This window comes from Mesorhizobium sp. WSM4808, assembly GCF_055811675.1.
The window spans coordinates 393,983-412,116 of the sequence record NZ_JBVVQX010000001.1; the positions used below are offsets into that span (position 1 = coordinate 393,983).

Below are 18,134 nucleotides of genomic sequence, written 5' to 3' on the forward strand. Positions count from 1 at the left end.
CGCTTCCGAGCGCACCTCAGGCGTAAATGAATCCATAAGCCTGTTTACAATGTGTAACAAGTGCGGTCAAAAATGCGCAATCGCAACAGTTTGTGTACTTTGTCTCGTTGAGTGGAATCACTTCTCCTGACACAATGTTGTCAGGAGCCAATTGGGGCTCCGGCGACTGAGGGGCAGTGGTCGATAGCATGACGAGCAAGAGCATCAGGCGACACAGCGCACCGGCCATAGAGTGGCCGACCGTGGTACTCGCCTTCTTCTGCTACGCAACTTGGCTCGCCACCGGTTTCCTGCTCTGGCCATCCTACCCCGTCCTGGCGCTCGCCATCCTGGCTTTGACCGCCGCATTGCAATCGTCGATCATGCACGAAGTGCTGCACGGGCATCCGACACGCAACGCGCGGGTCAATGAAGCCTTCGTGTTCCTGCCGATCGGTCTGGTCTGGCCATTCCGCCGCTTCAAGACCATTCATCTGCGCCACCACGCCGACGAGCGGCTGACGGACCCGCTGGACGATCCGGAAAGCTATTATCAGGCGCTCTGGCAGCACGACGAACTGCCGCCGACGATGAAATTCCTGCTCAAGATCAACAACACCATGGCCGGCCGCTTCGTGCTTGGCCCGTGGCTGTCCTGCGTCGGCTTCTTCATCGACGATGCCAAGCAGGTGATCGCCGGTGACAAGGCGATCCGCAAGGCCTGGCTGCTGCATGCGATCGGCCTTGCCGTCGTGATGCCGATCGTGCAGTTCGGCTTCGGCATCCCGCTGTGGCTTTACATTCTGGTGCCGGTCTGGCTCGGCCAGTCGCTGATCTCGATCCGTACTTTCGCCGAGCATCAATGGTCGGAACATCCGGAAGGCCGCACGGTCATCGTCGAGCGCTCGCCGCTGTCGTTCCTGTTCCTCAACAACAATCTGCACTTCGTCCATCACAAGACCCCGACCGTGGCCTGGTACAAGCTGCCCAAGCTGTTTCGCGACCGCCGTGAGGAATGGCTGCGGATGAACAATGGCTATGCCTATCCCAACTATTTCGCGCTGATCAAAGCCTATGCGTTCAAGGCGAAGGAGCCGATCGTGCACCCGGTGCTGCGGCGTCAAGCCGAGCCGGGCAGGGCCTTCAAGCCGCGCATCAGGGCGCGCAGCATCAGCGGACTCGGCAGTGCGCCGGTTCCCGCGGAGCCGCCGAAGGAATAATTCCGGTCTACCCGGAATCCGTGTCGGCCAATTCTGATTGGGCGCCGCGTTTTTGCGATCATTTTTCCAGACATGATGATTTGATATCGGCATGAGTGAATTGGTTGCGGCGTTGCCGATGTATGACTGGCCCGAAATGCGCGGCGAGGTCGACGCGCAATGGATGCTGTTGCGCGACGTGTTTCGGCAAAAGGGTATCGACGCACCGCAAACCATCGTGCGGCGCAATGGAGACCTGCCGCCGGTGCCGGGCGGTATTCGTGATGCTGCCGGTGCATTGATCGCACCCGACCCAGTGACATTGCCGCCGGACGAACTCGATTTTCACAGACTGTGGCTGCACCCGGCGCTGCTGTTCGCGCAGACCTGCTGGGGGCCGATGGAACTCGGCCTGTCCAGGCATGTGCAGGTGGTTGCCCAGCCAAGCTACGACGCCTACGAAGGCGGGCAGGGCGAGCTCTATTCCAGCGCCATCGTCATGCTGGCGGATGGCGCGCCGTCGGTTGCCTCGCCCAATGACGGCAGCCCGCTGATCCCACTAGATCGGATCCGCGGCAAGCGCTTCACCTTCAACAGCCTCGATTCGATGTCGGGGTTCCTCGGTTTGACGCGCGACCTGGAGGCGATGGGCGAGAGCCTTGACCTCTTTGCCTCGCGCAGCGAAAGCGGTGGGCACCGTTCCTCGATCGTCGCAATTGCAGAGGGCAAGGCCGATATAGCGGCCATCGACTGCAAGAGCTGGGCACTGGCGCAGCGTTTCGAGCCGGCGGCGAAAAGGGTGGCGGTCGTTGGCTGGACCGGACGGCGCAAAGGCCTGCCCTACATCACCGCCGCAGGGACACCGGAAAAGACGGTTGGGGCGTTGCGCGAGGCCATTGCCGGGCTAGCCGAGCAGTCTCTTATCCAACGGGTAGGTTGAGAGCTGTTCGTTGCCCGTCTCGGTGATCAGTATCTGTTCCTCGATCTTGACGCCTTCGCGCCCGCCAAGCCTGCCGATATAGCTTTCCACGCACAGCACCATGCCCGGTTCCAGCACGCCGTCCGGAGTGTCCGATGTCCAGTCGCTGGCATGCGGCAAGGTCGGGTATTCATCGGCCAGACCGACGCCGTGATAGAGCACGCCGTAGCGCGTCGGGAAGCAGTCGCCGGGCGGCACCGCCGAGCGTTCGACGAGGTCGCGAAACGAGATGCCTGGCTGCATCAGTGCCGTGTTGTGCCCGATCTGGTCGGCAGCGATGCGGAACAGGTCGCGCTGTTGGCTGGTCGGCTTTCCATCGCCGCACAGCCATGTGCGCGACAGGTCGGCGCAGAAGCCGTAGGGGCCGATCAGGTCGGTGTCGAAGGCGACGAGATCGCCAGCCTCGATCTTGCGCGACGAGCATTCCTGGAACCACGGATTGGTGCGCGGGCCTGACGTCAGCAGTCGCGTCTCGATCCATTCGCCGCCGCGCGCGATGTTGCCGCGGTGCAGTTCCGCCCACAATTCGTTTTCGGAAGTCCCCGGCTTCAGCGCTTGTTCCATCTCGCCCATCGCCGCCTCGCAGGCGACGATCGCGCGGCGCATGGCGAGGATCTCGTCGGGTGATTTGATCAGCCGCGCGTTCTCCATCAACGCTTCGCCATTGCCGATGGAAATGCCGAGGCGAGCCAGCTCCTCGACGCCTTCCGGATTGATATGGTCGACGGCGATGCGGCTGTTGCCGCCGCCATGCTCTTTCACCAGATCGGCTATTCCTGCGGCCCAGCGGCGGACCTTTTGCTCGGTCAACTCACCGCCATAGAGATACATCCACGACACTGCCGGTCGCACTTCGTCGACGACGCCGGAATGATCGGACAAATGCTCGCAGGAGAAATAGTCGAACAGCACCACCGGCCCCTCCGCGGCGACAAAGCAATGCCGCGTCGGGTTGTGCGCCACCCACAGCTGCATGTTGGTCGAGTCGGTGGCGTAGCGGATGTTGACGGGATCGTAGAGCACGGCGCCGGCATAGCCGCGGCGCCTCAGCTCGGCGCGGATGCGCTCCAGCCGGTATTGGCGCATCGCCGCCAGATCGGGCGCGGCAATGCCCGCCGCGGCCCATTCAGCCTCGGCCTGCGCACCGTAGCCCAGCACATGCTGGTTGAGCGAAGCCGCCTTCTGGCGGGAGGCGTCGCGCAAGGCTTCGATCGAGTCGGCTTCGAACGGCATGATCTTGCGATGCCGGCCAAAGCTGCCCTTCGGCCCCGCGTTGTCCATGGTCGAAACTCAGGTCCGCATCTTCTCGCCGCTCGGATCGAAGGGCGCTTCGACATTGATGCGGGCCGGGCGCCGGTGACCGAGGATCTCGATCTCGAACAGCCCGGCACTTTCGTCCTCGGCAAGCGCTGCGGGGACGTAGCCCTGCGCCATCGACTTCTGCACATAATGCGCATAGCCGCCTGACGTGACCCAGCCGACCACGCGCCAGTCACCGTCGACGATACCCCGCACGGCGGAAGCGCCTTCGGTAGCCTTGGAGCCACGTATTTCCTTGCCGCCCTCGTCGAAGCGGGGCGCGCCATAACCATGCGGCTTTTCAACCGTGCCATAGTCCTTGCTGACCTTGGCCCAGATCGGCTCATCGCCCATGACATCGGCGTCGGTGGCATCGACGATGAAGGAGACGCGGCGCAGCTTTGGCCCCTCGGCCTGTTCCTTGGCAGCGGCCTCGCGGCCGATGAAGTCGTTCTTCTCGAGCTTGATGAAGCGGTCCATCGCGCCTTCGAACGGTCCATAGATCGGCCGCAACTCGCGGAACCAGGTCGGAAAATTCTTTTCGAGGCGCATGGAGAGCAGCGCGCGCATGCCGAAATCGACAAGGCCGAATTCCTCGCCTGCGTCCTTGATCGCTTTGTAAACCAGGCGCTCGTAGGCCGGTGCCATCCAGATTTCATAGCCGAGGTCGCCGGTGTAGGTGATGCGGTTGACCATGCAAGGCGCCCCGCCAACCGCCATCTCGCGGAAATCCATGAAGCGGAAGGCTTTTGTCGAGACATCGACATCGACCAATTTCTGCAGCAAGTCACGTGACTTCGGCCCTGCGATCGACAGGCCGACCAGCGTCTGGTCGAAGCGGTGGATGCGCACCGTTCCGTCCTTCGGTAGATGCTTCTCGAACCAGCGCATGTGGTATTTCTGCGCCGCCGAGGAACCCCAGATCATGAAGCGGTCTTCTGCCGCCTTGGCGATGGTGAAGTCGCCAATCAGCTTGCCGAATTCGTTGAGCATCGGCGTCAGCACGATGCGGCGGGTCTTCGGCATGCGGTTGGTCATCAGCCGGTTGAGGAAATCCTCGGCTGCGGGTCCCGAGACTTCGTATTTGGCAAAATTGGCGATCTCGGTGACACCGACACGCTCACGCGTGGCGCGCACTTCCTCGCCGATCGGCCCAAAATCGTTGGAGCGGTGGAAGGAGACGATATCCCTGGGTTCCTTGCCTTCAGGTGCGAACCAGAGCGGCGTCTCAAGTCCCCAGCTGTCGCCCATGACGGCATTGTTGGCCAGCATCGTGTCGTAGAGCGGTGTCGTCTGCGCCGGGCGTGCTGCCGGGAGTTCCTCATTGGGGAAGCGGATGGAGAAGCGGCGCGAATAGTTTTCGCGCACCTTGGCGTTGGTGTAGCGCAGGCCGGCCCATTCGCCGAAGCGGGTGACATCCATGCCCCAGACGTCGAAGCCGGGATCGCCATGCACCATCCAGTTCGACAGTGCGAGGCCGACGCCGCCGCCCTGGCTGAAGCCGGCCATGACGGCGCAGGCGCACCAGAAATTGGTCAGGCCCTGCACCGGGCCGACCAGCGGGTTGCCGTCGAGCGCGAAGGTGAAGGGGCCGTTGATGATCTGCTTGATGCCGGCTTTCTCGATGCCGGGGAAATGCTTGAAGCCGATTTCCAGCGACGGCGCGATGCGATCGAGGTCCGGCGGCAGCAATTCATGGCCGAAATCCCACGGCGTGTTGACCGGCGACCACGGCTTGCAGGCTTTTTCATAGGTGCCGAGCAGGATGCCGTTGCGCTCCTGGCGGGTGTAGATCTCGCCCTTGAAGTCGAGCACGCCGATCATCTCGCGGCCCGTCGACTTGTTGAATTCCTCGACCTCCGGCATCGGCTCGGTCAGCAGATACATGTGCTCCATGGCCAGCACCGGCAGTTCGACGCCGACCATGCGGCCGATCTCGCGCGCCCACAGGCCGCCGCAATTGACGACATGCTCGGCCTTCACCGTGCCTTGTTCGGTGACGACGTTCCAGGTGCCGTCGACCTCCTGTGTCAGTTCCACGACGCGGTTGCGCAGCACGATCTCGGCGCCGAGTTTTTTCGCCGCCTTGGAGTAGGCGATGGTGGTGCCGGACGGGTCGAGATGGCCTTCGACCGGGTCCCACATGGCGCCGACGAAATTGGTCTCGTCCATCAGCGGGAACATCGCCTTGGCCTCGGAGGGGGTGATCAGCTCGGTGTCCATGCCGAGATAGCGGCCCTTGGCATGGGCAAGGCGCAGGAAGTCCATGCGCTCGGGCGTGTCGGCCATCATCACGCCGCCGGTCAAATGCAGCGAGCAGGACTGGCCGGATATCTCCTCGATCTCCTTGTAGAGCTGCACCGTATAGGCCTGCAGCTTGGCGACGTTGGGGTCGCCGTTCAGCGTGTGGAAGCCGCCCGCCGCGTGCCAGGACGAGCCGGAGGTGAGCTCCGAGCGCTCGATCAGCATGATGTCGGTCCAGCCGGCCTTGGCCAGGTGGTAGAGAACCGAGCAGCCGACGACGCCGCCGCCGATGACAACCGCTTTTACGTGAGATTTCATCAAGATAGGTCCGTTTTTGCGTAAACTGAATCAGATGGGGTGGTCGGCGGGGAGCCGATCAAAAATCGGTCGGCGCGCCGCCTTCGGACCGGCGCTTGGCGACGAAGGCGTTGAGTTCCTCGCGGATGGCCGGGTCCATGTAAGGCTCCTCATAGGACGCCAGCCGCTCCTTCCAGACCTTGTTGGCCTTTTCGAGCGCCGTCGGCGAGCCGGCTTCCGCCCAGGTCTCGTAATTGCGCCAGTCGGACAGGATCGGCGAGTAGAAGGCGGTCTTGTAGCGGTCCTGCGTGTGCTGGGTGCCGAAGAAATGGCCGCCGGGACCGACCGACTGGATGGCGTCGAAGCCGAGTGCCTCGTCGGAAAGATCGAGTGGGGTCAGGAATTCGGCCACCATCTGCAGCAGGTCGATGTCCAAAATGGTCTTCTCGTAGGAGCAGCGCAGGCCGCCTTCGAGCCAGCCGGCGGCATGCATCATCAGATTGCCGCCGCCCTGGATGGCGCCCCACAGCGAGAACACGCTTTCATAAGCCGCCTGCGCGTCGACCGTGTTGGCGGCGCAGGTGTTGGAGGTGCGGTAGGGAATGTTGTAGCGGCGGGCAAGCTGGCCGCCGACGAGCTGCGCCTTCATGTATTCCGGCGTGCCGAACGCCGGCGAACCGGACTTCATGTCGACATTGGAGGTGAAGCCGCCATAGCCGACGGGTGCGCCCTTGCGCACCATCTGGGCGAAGGCGATGCCGGCAAGCGCCTCGGCGTTCTGCTGCACCAGTGCGCCGGCGATGGTGACAGGCGCCATGGCGCCCGACAGGGTGAACGGCGTCACGACGACGACCTGGCCCTTGCTCGACATCTGGATGATGCCTTCCATCATCGGCACGTCGAGCTTGAGCGGCGAATTCGTGTTGATGATGGTGAAGACGGACGGCTCTTCCAGCATCTGCTCGTGGCTGATGCCGCGCGCGATCCTGGCGATCTCGATGCCGTCGACATTGCGTTCCTTGCCGAGCGAATAGATGTGGAACACCTTGTCGGTGAGCACGCTGAGATCGCGGATGCATTCGAGGTGGCGGACGGACGGATGGATATCGGTCGGCTCGACCGGGTAGCCGCCCGTGCAGTTCAGGATGTTGTGCATCTGCGCGAGCTTTAAGAAATTGCGGTAGTCCTGCTGGTTGCCGGGCCGGCGGCCGCGATCGATGTCGGAGCAATTGGGCGCCGACGCCATCATCGAGATGATCACATTGTTGCCGCCAAAGCGCACATTGTGCGCTGGATTGCGGGCATGGATGGTGAACTCCGACGGGCAGTGCGACACCAGTTCGAGGATCATGTCGCTGTCGAAACGCACCCGCTCGCTGCCGTCGCGCACATCGGCGCCATGCGCCTTCATGATGCTGCGGGCCTCGTCATGCAGCACGTCGACGCCGATTTCCCTGAGCACGCGCAGGGAGGCGAGGTGGATCGATTCCAGCTCGTCGTCGGAGACCAGCCTAGTCGGCGTCAGCGGGTTTTTCAGCTGGCGGAAAGCCGGCTGCTCGAACGCGGCCGAGCCGCCGGCGCGCTTTCCGGCGCGGCCGCCGCGACGGGCGCGGTCGGTGGCCAATGCCGGTTCTGAGGGTTGTAGGGCGGCGGTCATGAATGGTCCTCGTAGGATGCGATAGCGGGCGGCATAATGGACCGGCGGCTGTCCAGCCATTGCGGAGGCGGCGACCACTAGGGCGAGGGAAGCGACATGCCGGAACGGCAGTTGCGCGGCCACGACATCGGCCTGATCCCGCCGCCTCGTTGGCGCAAGCGGATTTCGCCGGGCGGCCCTTCCTTTGCCTGGATCGAACCGATAGCTACTCGGGCTTGCCGGCCGGATGGCCAGCAATTCACATGGATGGCAGCATGGTTGCGACCGGCTCGAACGAAGGCGAAGCAGGAACGCAGTGGGCAGCGCTTGCCGGCGTCACCGCGGCACTTGCGATGTTCGGCGCGGCGCAGGGGTTGAGTTCGCCGCTGTTCACGCTGCTGATGCAGAAACAAGGCATGTCGCCAGCGCTGATCGGCTTGTCGGCGGCGATGATGCCGCTCGGGCTGATCCTTTCGGCTTCTTTCGTGCCCGCGGCTGTGCGGCTTGTCGGTGCACGCAATCTGGCGGTCGGCTGCTCGCTGATCGGCGCGCTCTGCTTCCTGGGTATCGGCTATCTGCAGGACTGGGTGGCCTGGTTCGTCATCCGCTTCATCATCGGCGTCGTCATCAACCCGCTCTACATCCTCGGCGAGGTGTGGGCACTGTCGCTGGCGCCGCCATCGCGGCGCGGCAGGGTGATGGGCGTGTTCAACACGCTGATGGGCGCCGGCTACGCCGCCGGACCATTCGCGCTGACCCTGCTCGGTACGTCGGGCTGGGCGCCCTTCATGGTCGGCGTCGCCGGTTTCGCGCTCTGCGCGGTGATCCTGCACGCGGTCTCGTCTAAGCTGACCGGGTTCGAGGATGACGACCAGCCTGCCAGCGGCCTTGTCGGCTTTGCCAAGGTGGCGCCTGCGCTGCTGCTTGCCGTGCTTGTCTCGGCGGCGGTTCAGCAGAGCACTTATGCGCTGGTCCCGGTCTTCGGCGCCAGCTATGGCCTGGCGGAAGCCGTTCTGGCCTCGCTGGTGATGGCGCTTTCCCTCGGCAACATCCTGCTGCAGATACCACTCGGCCTTCTGGCGGAGCGTTTTGGCGGCCGCGCCATGATCATCGTCTGCGCGCTGGCAACAACCGTTTGCGCGCTTTTGCTGCCTTTGCTGATCACAACGCCGTTGATCTGGGTCGTGCTGCTGGTGATGGGCGCGGTCGGTTACGGCGTCTACACCATGGCATTGGTCGAACTCGGCAGCCGGTTCAAGGGCTCTGTGCTGGTCGCCGGCAACGCTGCCTTTGCACTGATGTGGGGCGTCGGTGGCATCGTCGGCCCACCCGGTGCCGGCGTGCTCATGCAAGGCATCGGCCCGCTCGGGCTGCCGGTCGTGATCGCCGGCCTCGACGCGGTGCTGGTGATGTTCGCGCTGTATCGGTCGTCCGTGCGCCGAGCTTCCTGACGAGCTCAACCTCCTGACCGGCCCAACTTCCTGACAGGCCCAACTTCCTGACAGGCCCAACTTCCTGACAGGCCCAACCTCCTGACAGGCATTGTCTGGAGCAAGCGGTTTTCGCCTGCCAGGGGCTTACCACCGCGTTGCTCAATCGCTAATCCTGCAGCCTCGATAGCGGTGCGCACAATGAATTTGGTTGAATCGAACGAGGACGAGACGATGCAATGGGCGGCGATCACCGGTGTGATCGCGACCGTCTCGGTGTTCGCCATCGCGCAAGGGTTGTCCTATCCGCTGCTGAGCTTCATCCTGCAGCGCCAGGGCGTTTCGCCGGCGATGATCGGCCTGTCGGCGGCCATGACGCCGATTGGTTTCATCCTGTCGTCGCCATTGATCCCGGCGCTGGCCCGCCGGTTCGGGGCAGGGCGCACAGCGCTTACCTGTGCGGCGCTTTCGGCTGTCGTGCTGGCGCTGATCGGCTGGACGCAGAATGTCTATCTGTGGTTTCCCCTGCGCTTCCTGATCGGTGTGGTGACCAACCCGCTCTATGTGCTGAGCGAGATCTGGGTCATCGCGCTGGCGCCGCCGGCGCGGCGAGGGCGCGTCATGGGTGTCTATTCGACGATCATCTCGGCCGGTTTCGCGGCCGGGCCGCTATGCCTGCTTGCAGTCGGCACTGAGGGCTGGCCGCCCTTCCTCGTCGGCATCTCCGCCTTCGTGCTGTGCGGCATCTGCCTGGGCTTGGTGCTGCCGCGCTTGCCCAAGGTCGACGAGGCCGGGCATCAAGTTTCCGTCCTGGGTTTCGTGCCGCTGGCGTGGCTGCTTTTGTTTGCCGTCATAGTCGCCGCCGGCTTCGAACAGGGCGCGCTGGCGTTGCTGCCTGTCTATGGCACCCATCACGGCATCACCGAGACCCGCATGTCGGCGCTGCTGTCGGTGATGATTGCAGGCAATATCGCCATGCAGGTGCCGCTCGGCCTTTTGGCGGAAAGGCTTTCCGCGCGCCTGGTGCGGCTTGCCTGCGTCGCGATCACGGTGCTCGGTTGCGTCCTGCTTCCGCTTCTCATCGAGTCGCCGCTGATCTGGCCAATGATCTTTATCTGGGGTGCGGTTTCCTACGGCATCTACACGATGTCGATCATCGAGCTCGGCGAACGCTTCACCGGCTCCGCACTGGTTGCCGGCAATGCGGCCTTTTCCCTGATGTGGGGCGTCGGCGGCATCGCCGTGCCGCCGCTGGCGGGGGGCGCCATGGATTTTATGGGCGCGAGAGGTCTGCCGATCACGCTTGGCTTGATGTGCCTGGCGCTGGCTATTGCTAGCCTCGCTGGTGGGCGGAAAGCCTCTATCGATACGGCCTATCGGCGTTGGCTTTTTCAAAGCAACGCGTTTATCGGAGACCTGATGACCAAGCCTGCCACCCAGACGCCGAATTCGGCCCCCACGACCAACGATCCCTTCCTCTGGCTGGAGGACAGGACAGCCAAGCAGTCGCTCGACTGGGTACATCGCCAGAACGAGATCACGGTTGGCGAATTGCAGGGCGATCCGTCCTATCAGGCGTCGTTCCAGACCGCGCTCGACCTGATGACGGCCGAGGACAACATCGCGGTCGGCGCGGCAAAAGCCGGCCATGTCTACAATTTCTGGCAGGACAAGACCAATGTGCTCGGCCTCTGGCGCCGCACGACCGTCGCTTCCTACAAGATCGAGAAGCCCGACTGGGAAACGATCATCGACTTCGACCAGCTTGCGGCGAAGGAGGGGATAAAATGGGTTTTTGGCGGCGCAAGCCGACTCTATCCGGACTTCAACCGTTGCCTGGTGAGTATGTCGCCGGATGGCGGCGACGCCAGCGAGATGCGCGAATTCGACATCGCGACCAAGTCTTTTGTCGAGGGTGGGTTTCGTGCACCCGCTTCCAAGTCGGGCTTCAGCTGGCTGGATAAGGACACCGTGATTGTTTCCGCCGCTTTCGACGAGGCCGACAAGACCGAGTCCGGCTATCCGCGAGTCATAAAGCTGTGGAAGCGCGATACCAAGCTGGAAGACGCGACGCCGATCTTCGAGGCGCAGAAAGAGGATCTCGCCGTTGGTGCCGCTGTCGAGTACGACGGTGACAGACGCTATCTGGTCCTGGCTCGAACGCTGAATTTCTTCGCTTCGCACATCTTCCTTCGGCTGCCTTCCGGCGAAAACAAACAGCTGCCGCTACCGGACGACATGACCGATTCGGCAATATTCAGGGATCAGCTCGTGTTCGGCGTGCGCAGTCCATGGACGTCGCCCGACGGCACGGTTTGCAAGCCCGACGGCCTCTATTCGCTGGATCTGGCGCACTGGGTCGAGACCGGCGCGCTCGGATCTGTCGAAACCTTGTTCGAGCCGGCATATCGCGTTTCCATCGCCGGCATGGCCCGCACGCAGGACCGGCTGTTCATCAGCCTGATGGACAATGTGCGCGGCAAGGTCGTCGTCTGCGAGCGCAAGGATGGCAACTGGTCGCTGAAACCGGTGGCGCTGCCCGAAAATGGCAATGTCGGCATCAGCCATGCCGAGCAGTTCGGCTCGAGCGTGTCCTTTTCCTTCACCGATTTCCTGACCCCGAGTTCGATCATCTGGTCTGACGACAATGGCGAGACGCTCGCTACCGTGAAGTCGCAGCCGGCGCGTTTCGATGCCTCGCCGCTCATCTCGGAACAGTTCGAGGCGCGTTCCAAGGACGGCACGATGATCCCTTATTTTGTCGTCAGGCGGCGCGATCAGAAGGGGCCGGTGCCGACGCTGCTTTACGGCTATGGCGGTTTCGAAGTGCCGCTGCTGCCCGGCTATGCCGGCGTGCGCGGGAGGCTATGGCTGGAAAAGGGCAATGCCTATGTGCAGGCTTGCATCCGCGGCGGCGGCGAGTTCGGCCCGGCCTGGCATCAAGCGGCGCTCAAGGGCAATCGCCAAAACGGATTCGACGATTTCGCAGCGGTCGCGCAGGACGTCGTCAAGCGCGGCATCGCGACAGCAAGCTCACTCGGCATCCAGGGTGGTTCGAATGGCGGCTTGCTGACCGGCGTTTCCTTGACGCAGCATCCCGAGCTATTCGGCGCCGTCATCATCGAGGTGCCGCTGCTCGACATGCTGCGTTACGCCGAATTGCCGCCTGGCGCCTCGTGGATGGCCGAATATGGCGATCCGTCGAAACCCGAAGACGCGAAGTGGCTTTCAGCCTACTCGCCCTACCAGCATGTCGACGCCGCTGCCGCCTATCCGCCTGTGCTCCTGACCACATCGACCGCTGACGATCGGGTCCATCCCGGCCATGCGCGCAAGATGGCCGCCCGCCTGCAGGAAGCCGGCCATGCCAGGACGCTGTTCTTCGAGGAGACCGAGGGTGGTCATGGCGGGCGTGGCGACCGCCGGCCGCAGGCGGCGCAGACGGCGATGAAATATGTCTTCCTGCAGAGGGCGCTGACAGCCAAGGCCTAGACTCATTCCGTTATGGTCCAAGCAAAGGGTGGTTCTCCTCGACCAGCCTTTGCTCTAAGGTGCCAGCCATGGCTCTCGTCAGGATGTTGGTTGGCGCATTTGAGGCTCGCGCATTGCGGGTCGCGGTGACGCCGTCACCGCGTACGCTGCGCGCCGAGCTTTTGCGGCTGTGCGCCCGCATCGGCTATTCGCCACCGCTCTGCCTCTGAAGCATTCGCCCCGGCTTGCCGGATAGAATCCAGAGGGAAGATCAGACATGACCTATCAGAATTATTCGCTGAAGCAGCTTCAGCAGATCGACGCCGCGCATCATCTGCATCCGTTCACCGACCACAAGGAAATGCGCGGGACCGGGTCGCGCATCATCACCCATGCCAATGGCCCTTTCATCTACGATTCCGAGGGGGCTGAAATCCTCGATGGCATGGCCGGGCTGTGGTGCGTCAACATCGGCTATGGCCGTGACGAGTTGGCCGAGGCCGCCTATGCCCAGATGAAGGAGCTGCCTTATTACAACTCCTTCTTCAAATGCTCGACGCCGACGCCGGTGCTGCTGTCCAAGAAGCTGGCGGAGATCGCGCCGAAGCACGTCAACCAGGTGTTCTATGGTTCGTCGGGCTCGGAGGCCAATGACACGGCACTGCGTCTCGTGCGCCACTATTGGGTGCTGGAAGGCCAGCCGGAGAAGAACCGCATCATCTCGCGCAAGATGGCCTATCACGGCTCGACCGTTGCCGGCACCTCGCTCGGCGGCATGGATGGTATGCACAAGCAGCTCAACGGTGCGGTGCCCAACATCGTCCATGTGATGATGCCCTACGCCTATGAACTGGCGCTGCCGGGAGAGAGCGACCATGATTTCGGCCTGCGCGCGGCCGGGGCTGTCGAGGAGGCGATCCTCGAAGCCGGCGCCGACAAGGTTGCCGCCTTTATCGGCGAGCCGGTCATGGGGGCCGGTGGCGTGAAGATACCGCCGGCGAGCTACTGGCCGGAAGTGCAGCGCATCTGCCGCAAATACGATGTCCTGCTGATGCTGGACGAGGTCATCACCGGCTATGGCCGCACCGGCGAGTGGTTCGCTGCCCAGACGCTCGGTATCGAGCCCGATACGATCACCACCGCCAAGGCGCTGACCTCGGGCTATCAACCGCTGTCGGCATTGCTGGTCGGCGACCGCATCGCCTCGACGCTGGTCGAGAAGGGCGGCGAGTTCAATCACGGCTACACCTATTCCGGCCACCCGGTGGCCTGCGCCGTGGCGCTGAAGAACCTCGAGATCATCGAACGCGAAGGGCTGGTCGATCGCGTCCGGAACGATACCGGCCCTTACTTCGCCAAGGCGTTGCAGGAGCGCATTGCCGGACATGATCTGGTCGGCGAGGTGCGTTCGATCGGACTGATGGGCGCAATCGAGATCGTCAAGGACAAGGCGACCAAGGAGCGGTTCCTGCCGGCTGGAAGTGCGGCGGTAACCGTGCGCGATCATGCCATCGCGCACGGCATGATGCTGCGCGCTACCGGCGACACGATGATCCTGTCGCCGCCGCTGATCTGGACCCGTGATACGATCGATATGGCCTGCGACCGCATCTCGAAGGCGCTGGATCTGGCGCAAGCCGACCTGCGCAAGCGGTAGAACTCGACCCCTCGGCTGGGCGCTCCTCGGCGGGAGCGCCCAGCCTTGAGGCCATGCTGACGCGGGGAGCGAACGAATTCCACCACAAGCGCGTAGTGTGTGGGGCTGCGGCTGATTCGGCCGCGACAAGGGGTTTTGTTTCCATGAGAAAGACCGGCAAGAGCCGACGGACGCAAGAAGCGGCCAGCATCGGCGGTGACCTGATGCTGGCGCCGCTGGTGGCGATGATGCGGCTGCCGTTGATGACCATGGATGGCGGGAGCAGTCAGCCATGGAGCACGGAGACCGCGCGTGCGGTAAACGAGAAGACCGCCGCTATGGCCGAAGGCGTGTTTGCGGCGCAAATGTCCTTCCTGCAATCGGCATCGCGGTTCTGGCCGGAAATCTTTTCCGGCCGCACGCCGTCGCTGTTCAACGGGGTCGCGACGGAGCGCTCGATCAGCGCCGCGCTGAAGCCGGCAAGCCGTGCCGTGAAAGCGAATTTTCGCCGGCTGTCCAACAAGACCTGACAGGAGTTGCAGAACTTTGATTTTGCGCATTGACGGGCTCATGCGCTAGAATCAGTCGGTACGTCACCGATGGGGGACACGATGGCCGGACAACCGCTCAACCAGCCGGCTGAAATTCCAGCCGAACTCGACCGCTGGAACTGGGGCGCTTTCTTCCTCAACTGGATCTGGGGCATCGGCAACAGCACTTTCGTCGCGTTACTGGCGCTGATCCCTGTCGTCAACATCATCATGATCATCGTGCTGGGCGCACGCGGCAGCCGCTGGGCCTGGCAGAACCGCGCCTGGCGCGACGCGGAACAGTTTCGCAAGACGCAACGCAACTGGGCAATCGCCGGCCTTGCCGTCTGGGTGGTCGGGATTGGCGGCTGCGCGACGGTGGTCGGCAGCATTCCCTACGTCCTGAAAGGCAGCGATGCCTATCACATGACGATGGACAGGCTTCGCGCCGACGACCGCGTCAAGGCGGCGTTGGGTGATGATTTGACCGACAGTTTCTGGGTCGGCGGCCATCTCAACGTCAATGCAAATGGGGCCGGCGATGCCCAGTTCGGCATTCCGGTCCACGGCGCCAACGGCAAGGGCACGGCCTATTCGACCGCTGTCCGGACAGCCGGCACATGGAGCCTGCGCCTGCTGGTGGTCAGGGTCGAGGGAACCGATGCGCCGATCGTGCTGATCAACGAAGATCATGTCCCGATCCCGACTGCTGCAATCGGAATATAGCGAGGCAAAACGCAAAAAAGCAGCCTAAACGCGGGCGCGAAGGCTGACAGTTCGGCCGGCTTTGTGGCCCAACAATCGGGTGACCACTGCTGCGTTCCAGACAAGGAAATATGCTGAAAAGCCGGATGCTGTCTGACAGTATGCGCATGCGTTCATGTGGACCGGTGGCAATTTCATACAAGGGCACGCGCATATGGTGAGTTCCTTTCGTGCGGTCGTGGTTGGTGGCGGCTGTGTGGGTGCCGGCATTCTCTACGGCCTGGCAAAGCGCGGCTGGACCGATGTGGCATTGCTGGAGCGAACGCAGCTTACGGCCGGGTCGACATGGCATGCCGCGGGGCTCATCCCTTCTTACGCGCGCAGCCGCAATGTCGGCCGCATGATCGCCAGGTCGATCGAAATCTATGAGGGGCTGGAGGCGGAGACGGGCCAGAACGTCGGCTGGCACAAATGCGGCCAGCTGCGCATTGCCAACACGCGCGACAGGCTGGACGAGTACAGAAGCTACATGGACGTCGCCGAGGTCCAGGGTGTGCGGGCCCGGATCGTATCGCCCACGGAAGCGCGAGAAATCTGGCCGCTGCTCGACAACAACAGCATGCTGGGTGCCCTTTATCATCCCGATGACGGCCACATCGCACCCGCCGATGTCACCCAGGCCATGGCCAAGGGTGCACGCGACCTTGGCGCGAAGATCCATCTCGATACCGAGGTTGTGGGCTTCGAACGCATGCCGAGCGGCGAGTGGAGGGTCAAGACCTCACGCGGCGAGATCGTCTGTGAACATGTCATCCTTGCAACAGGCAATTACGCCCGTCAGACCGGCGCCATGCTTGGCCTGGACATTCCCGCGATCCCGATCCTGCATCAGTACTGGATCACCGAGGCGGTTCCCGAAATTGTGGAACGCAAGCGGCTTGGTCTTCCGGAAATGCCGATCCTCAGGGACGAGGGTTACGAGGGCTATCTGCGCGAAGAAGGCGACGGGCTGATGTTCGGTCCCTATGAGCGCACCGAGCAGCTCAAGCTGTTCGCTGAAAACGGCGTCCCGGAATGGTTCGGCGCCGATCTGCTCGATGAGGATTTCGATGCCGTGTCCTGGAACTGGGAACGTGCGACCGAACTGGTCCCCGCGCTCGGACGCGCCGGCATCAAGCGGAATGTGCGAGGACCTTTCCAGATGACGGCCGATGAACTGCCGCTGATGGGACAGGCGTGGGGTCTGGAGAATGTCTGGCTCGCCGAAGGGGTGCCGGGAGGCATCCTTTGGGGCGGTGCGATTGGCTATTACCTCTCCGAACGGATCGTGGAGGGCGGCAACAGCATCGACACGACGGAGCTGGATCCCCGTCGGTTCGGCCACTATGCAAACAAAAACTGGACCCGGGCAAAGGTCCGGGAAGCCTGGGGCACCCACGCCGCACAGCACTATCCTGGCCAGGACATGCCGGCGGCGCGACCGCAGAAAACGGCCCCGTCCTATGATCGCCTAAGCCAGCTCGGCGCGGTGTGGGATGTGTTGAACGGCTGGGAGATGCCGAGCTGGTTTGCGCCTGCCGGTGTCGAAGCGCGCAATGTCTACAGCTGGCGCTGGACCCCCAAAGGGAACCACGTCGCCGCGGAGGTTCAGGCTGTCCGCCAGGCCGCTGGGCTGGTCGAGATGACTCCCATGACCAAGTTCGAGGTCGGCGGGCCGGGCGCCAAGGACTGGCTCGACGGAATCCTGGCCAACAGACTGCCGCGTTCCGGTCGTGTCGGTCTTGCCCATCACCTGACGCCAGCCGGCGGCGTGCAGGCCGAGTATGTGGTGGCGCGGCTGCACAGCGACCTGTTCTATCTCATATCGACGCCGCGCGCAGAGCGCTGGAACCTTGACGATCTCAGCCGGCTGTTGCCGAAAGACGGCAGCGTGCATCTGCGCAACGTTACCGAGGATCGCGGCAGCTTCACGGTGGTTGGGCCGAAGGCGCGCGACATATTGCAGCCGCTGACGGAGATCGACCTCTCCAATGAAGCCTTTCCATGGTTCAGCGTGCAGTCCGGCACCGTCGGCATGGCCAGCGACGTACGGCTCCTGCGCGTCAACTATTCGGGCGAACTGGGATGGGAACTCTATCATCCTCTCTGCTATCAGCGGCATTTGCTGGATGCGCTCCTGGCATCGGGAGAGGCACACGGGCTGAGGCTGGCCGGACTTCAAGCGCTGGAATCGCTTCGTCTCGATAAATCCTACCGCGCCATGTATCGCGACATGAACCCCGAATTGTCAGCCTGGGAAAGCGGCCTCGACCGATTCATTAGCCTCGACAAAGGGGACTTCATCGGCCGCGCGGCACTGGTCGCAAAACAGAAGCAGGTGACACGCCGGATCGCCACGTTGTCGATCGATACGGATGGTGCGAGCGCGTTCGCCTTCGAGGGCGTTTACCGCGAAGGCGAGCTCGTCGGCCACATCACCTCGGCGGGCTACTCCTACACTTTCGGTCACGACATCGCACTTGCGCTGTTGCCCCTGGCACTTGTGTCGCCCGGCACCGAGCTCGAGGTGTCCATCCTCGGCGAGCGCCGCGCGGCCAAGGTGATCGCCGACTCGCCCTATGATCCGGAAGGCGCCCGCGGGCGCATGTGAGGCATCCCGGAGTACAGTTCCGGGTTATCGATGTCTCAAAACGTGCTGCAGGGCAAAATGCAAAAACCGCGCTCCATCA

The 18,134-nt window shown here is 63.1% G+C and carries 12 protein-coding genes and 1 pseudogene; 10 read left to right on the forward strand and 3 right to left on the reverse strand.

From position 1 onward, the window contains the following. Positions 1 to 188: 188 nt before the first annotated feature. Positions 189 to 1,199 carry a fatty acid desaturase gene (locus AC0L2U_RS01875; protein ID WP_164762703.1) on the forward strand — a complete coding sequence of 337 codons (1,011 nt, stop codon included), beginning with the start codon at positions 189 to 191 and terminating at the stop codon, positions 1,197 to 1,199. Positions 1,200 to 1,290: 91 nt separating this feature from the next. Then, the gene (locus AC0L2U_RS01880; protein ID WP_128364326.1) at positions 1,291 to 2,118 is read left to right on the forward strand and encodes a phosphate/phosphite/phosphonate ABC transporter substrate-binding protein; all 828 of its coding nucleotides are present in this window, start codon (positions 1,291 to 1,293) and stop codon (positions 2,116 to 2,118) included. On the opposite strand, the gene AC0L2U_RS01885 is transcribed toward AC0L2U_RS01880, so the two are convergent. The 3 genes from AC0L2U_RS01885 to AC0L2U_RS01895 are packed head-to-tail and all read right to left on the reverse strand — an operon-like array spanning position 2,083 to position 7,654. After that, positions 2,083 to 3,438: a M24 family metallopeptidase gene (locus AC0L2U_RS01885; protein WP_127810208.1), complete on the reverse strand. Its 1,356-nt coding sequence runs from the start codon at positions 3,436 to 3,438 to the stop codon at positions 2,083 to 2,085. The genes AC0L2U_RS01880 and AC0L2U_RS01885 overlap by 36 nt on opposite strands. Before the next feature lie 9 nt (positions 3,439 to 3,447). After that, positions 3,448 to 6,018 (reverse strand): GcvT family protein, encoded by a 2,571-nt coding sequence (locus AC0L2U_RS01890; protein ID WP_127810209.1) that lies wholly within the window; start codon positions 6,016 to 6,018, stop codon positions 3,448 to 3,450. A 58-nt stretch (positions 6,019 to 6,076) separates the two neighbouring features. Continuing rightward, positions 6,077 to 7,654: a trimethylamine methyltransferase family protein gene (locus tag AC0L2U_RS01895; protein WP_127810210.1), complete on the reverse strand. Its 1,578-nt coding sequence runs from the start codon at positions 7,652 to 7,654 to the stop codon at positions 6,077 to 6,079. A gap of 254 nt (positions 7,655 to 7,908) precedes the next feature. Between AC0L2U_RS01895 and AC0L2U_RS01900 the strand changes: the two genes are divergently transcribed. The 8 genes and pseudogenes from AC0L2U_RS01900 (at position 7,909) to AC0L2U_RS01935 (ending at position 18,055) form a co-directional block, all read left to right on the forward strand. Then, positions 7,909 to 9,084, forward strand: a complete 1,176-nt coding sequence (locus AC0L2U_RS01900; RefSeq protein WP_127268230.1) for an MFS transporter — start codon at positions 7,909 to 7,911, stop codon at positions 9,082 to 9,084. A 180-nt stretch (positions 9,085 to 9,264) separates the two neighbouring features. Then, a pseudogene (locus AC0L2U_RS01905) lies at positions 9,265 to 10,416 on the forward strand (MFS transporter); the annotation flags it as partial. Between the two features lie 66 nt (positions 10,417 to 10,482). After that, complete coding sequence (locus tag AC0L2U_RS01910) at positions 10,483 to 12,555, forward strand: prolyl oligopeptidase family serine peptidase (protein ID WP_473601367.1); 2,073 nt, start codon at positions 10,483 to 10,485, stop codon at positions 12,553 to 12,555. A 68-nt stretch (positions 12,556 to 12,623) separates the two neighbouring features. Further along, positions 12,624 to 12,764, forward strand: a complete 141-nt coding sequence (locus AC0L2U_RS01915) for a capsid protein (protein WP_127268233.1) — start codon at positions 12,624 to 12,626, stop codon at positions 12,762 to 12,764. Positions 12,765 to 12,811: 47 nt separating this feature from the next. Beyond that, complete coding sequence (locus AC0L2U_RS01920) at positions 12,812 to 14,191, forward strand: aspartate aminotransferase family protein (protein WP_128287837.1); 1,380 nt, start codon at positions 12,812 to 12,814, stop codon at positions 14,189 to 14,191. A gap of 143 nt (positions 14,192 to 14,334) precedes the next feature. Continuing rightward, complete coding sequence (locus AC0L2U_RS01925) at positions 14,335 to 14,700, forward strand: hypothetical protein (RefSeq protein WP_292659723.1); 366 nt, start codon at positions 14,335 to 14,337, stop codon at positions 14,698 to 14,700. An 81-nt stretch (positions 14,701 to 14,781) separates the two neighbouring features. Then, the gene (locus AC0L2U_RS01930) at positions 14,782 to 15,426 is read left to right on the forward strand and encodes a cytochrome c oxidase assembly factor Coa1 family protein (protein WP_128287836.1); all 645 of its coding nucleotides are present in this window, start codon (positions 14,782 to 14,784) and stop codon (positions 15,424 to 15,426) included. A 193-nt stretch (positions 15,427 to 15,619) separates the two neighbouring features. Beyond that, entirely contained in the window at positions 15,620 to 18,055 is a 2,436-nt protein-coding gene (locus AC0L2U_RS01935) for a GcvT family protein (RefSeq protein ID WP_128287835.1), read from the forward strand. Positions 18,056 to 18,134 lie beyond the last annotated feature (79 nt).

What these genes read in the sequence shown, in the direction of transcription:
- AC0L2U_RS01875 (WP_164762703.1), top strand. Translation starts at nt 189, where the DNA reads ATGACGAGCAAGAGCATCAGGCGACACAGCGCACCGGCCATAGAGTGG.
- AC0L2U_RS01880 (WP_128364326.1), top strand. Translation starts at nt 1,291, where the DNA reads ATGAGTGAATTGGTTGCGGCGTTGCCGATGTATGACTGGCCCGAAATG.
- AC0L2U_RS01885 (WP_127810208.1), bottom strand. Translation starts at nt 3,438, where the DNA reads ATGGACAACGCGGGGCCGAAGGGCAGCTTTGGCCGGCATCGCAAGATC.
- AC0L2U_RS01890 (WP_127810209.1), bottom strand. Translation starts at nt 6,018, where the DNA reads ATGAAATCTCACGTAAAAGCGGTTGTCATCGGCGGCGGCGTCGTCGGC.
- AC0L2U_RS01895 (WP_127810210.1), bottom strand. Translation starts at nt 7,654, where the DNA reads ATGACCGCCGCCCTACAACCCTCAGAACCGGCATTGGCCACCGACCGC.
- AC0L2U_RS01900 (WP_127268230.1), top strand. Translation starts at nt 7,909, where the DNA reads ATGGTTGCGACCGGCTCGAACGAAGGCGAAGCAGGAACGCAGTGGGCA.
- AC0L2U_RS01910 (WP_473601367.1), top strand. Translation starts at nt 10,483, where the DNA reads ATGACCAAGCCTGCCACCCAGACGCCGAATTCGGCCCCCACGACCAAC.
- AC0L2U_RS01915 (WP_127268233.1), top strand. Translation starts at nt 12,624, where the DNA reads ATGGCTCTCGTCAGGATGTTGGTTGGCGCATTTGAGGCTCGCGCATTG.
- AC0L2U_RS01920 (WP_128287837.1), top strand. Translation starts at nt 12,812, where the DNA reads ATGACCTATCAGAATTATTCGCTGAAGCAGCTTCAGCAGATCGACGCC.
- AC0L2U_RS01925 (WP_292659723.1), top strand. Translation starts at nt 14,335, where the DNA reads ATGAGAAAGACCGGCAAGAGCCGACGGACGCAAGAAGCGGCCAGCATC.
- AC0L2U_RS01930 (WP_128287836.1), top strand. Translation starts at nt 14,782, where the DNA reads ATGGCCGGACAACCGCTCAACCAGCCGGCTGAAATTCCAGCCGAACTC.
- AC0L2U_RS01935 (WP_128287835.1), top strand. Translation starts at nt 15,620, where the DNA reads ATGGTGAGTTCCTTTCGTGCGGTCGTGGTTGGTGGCGGCTGTGTGGGT.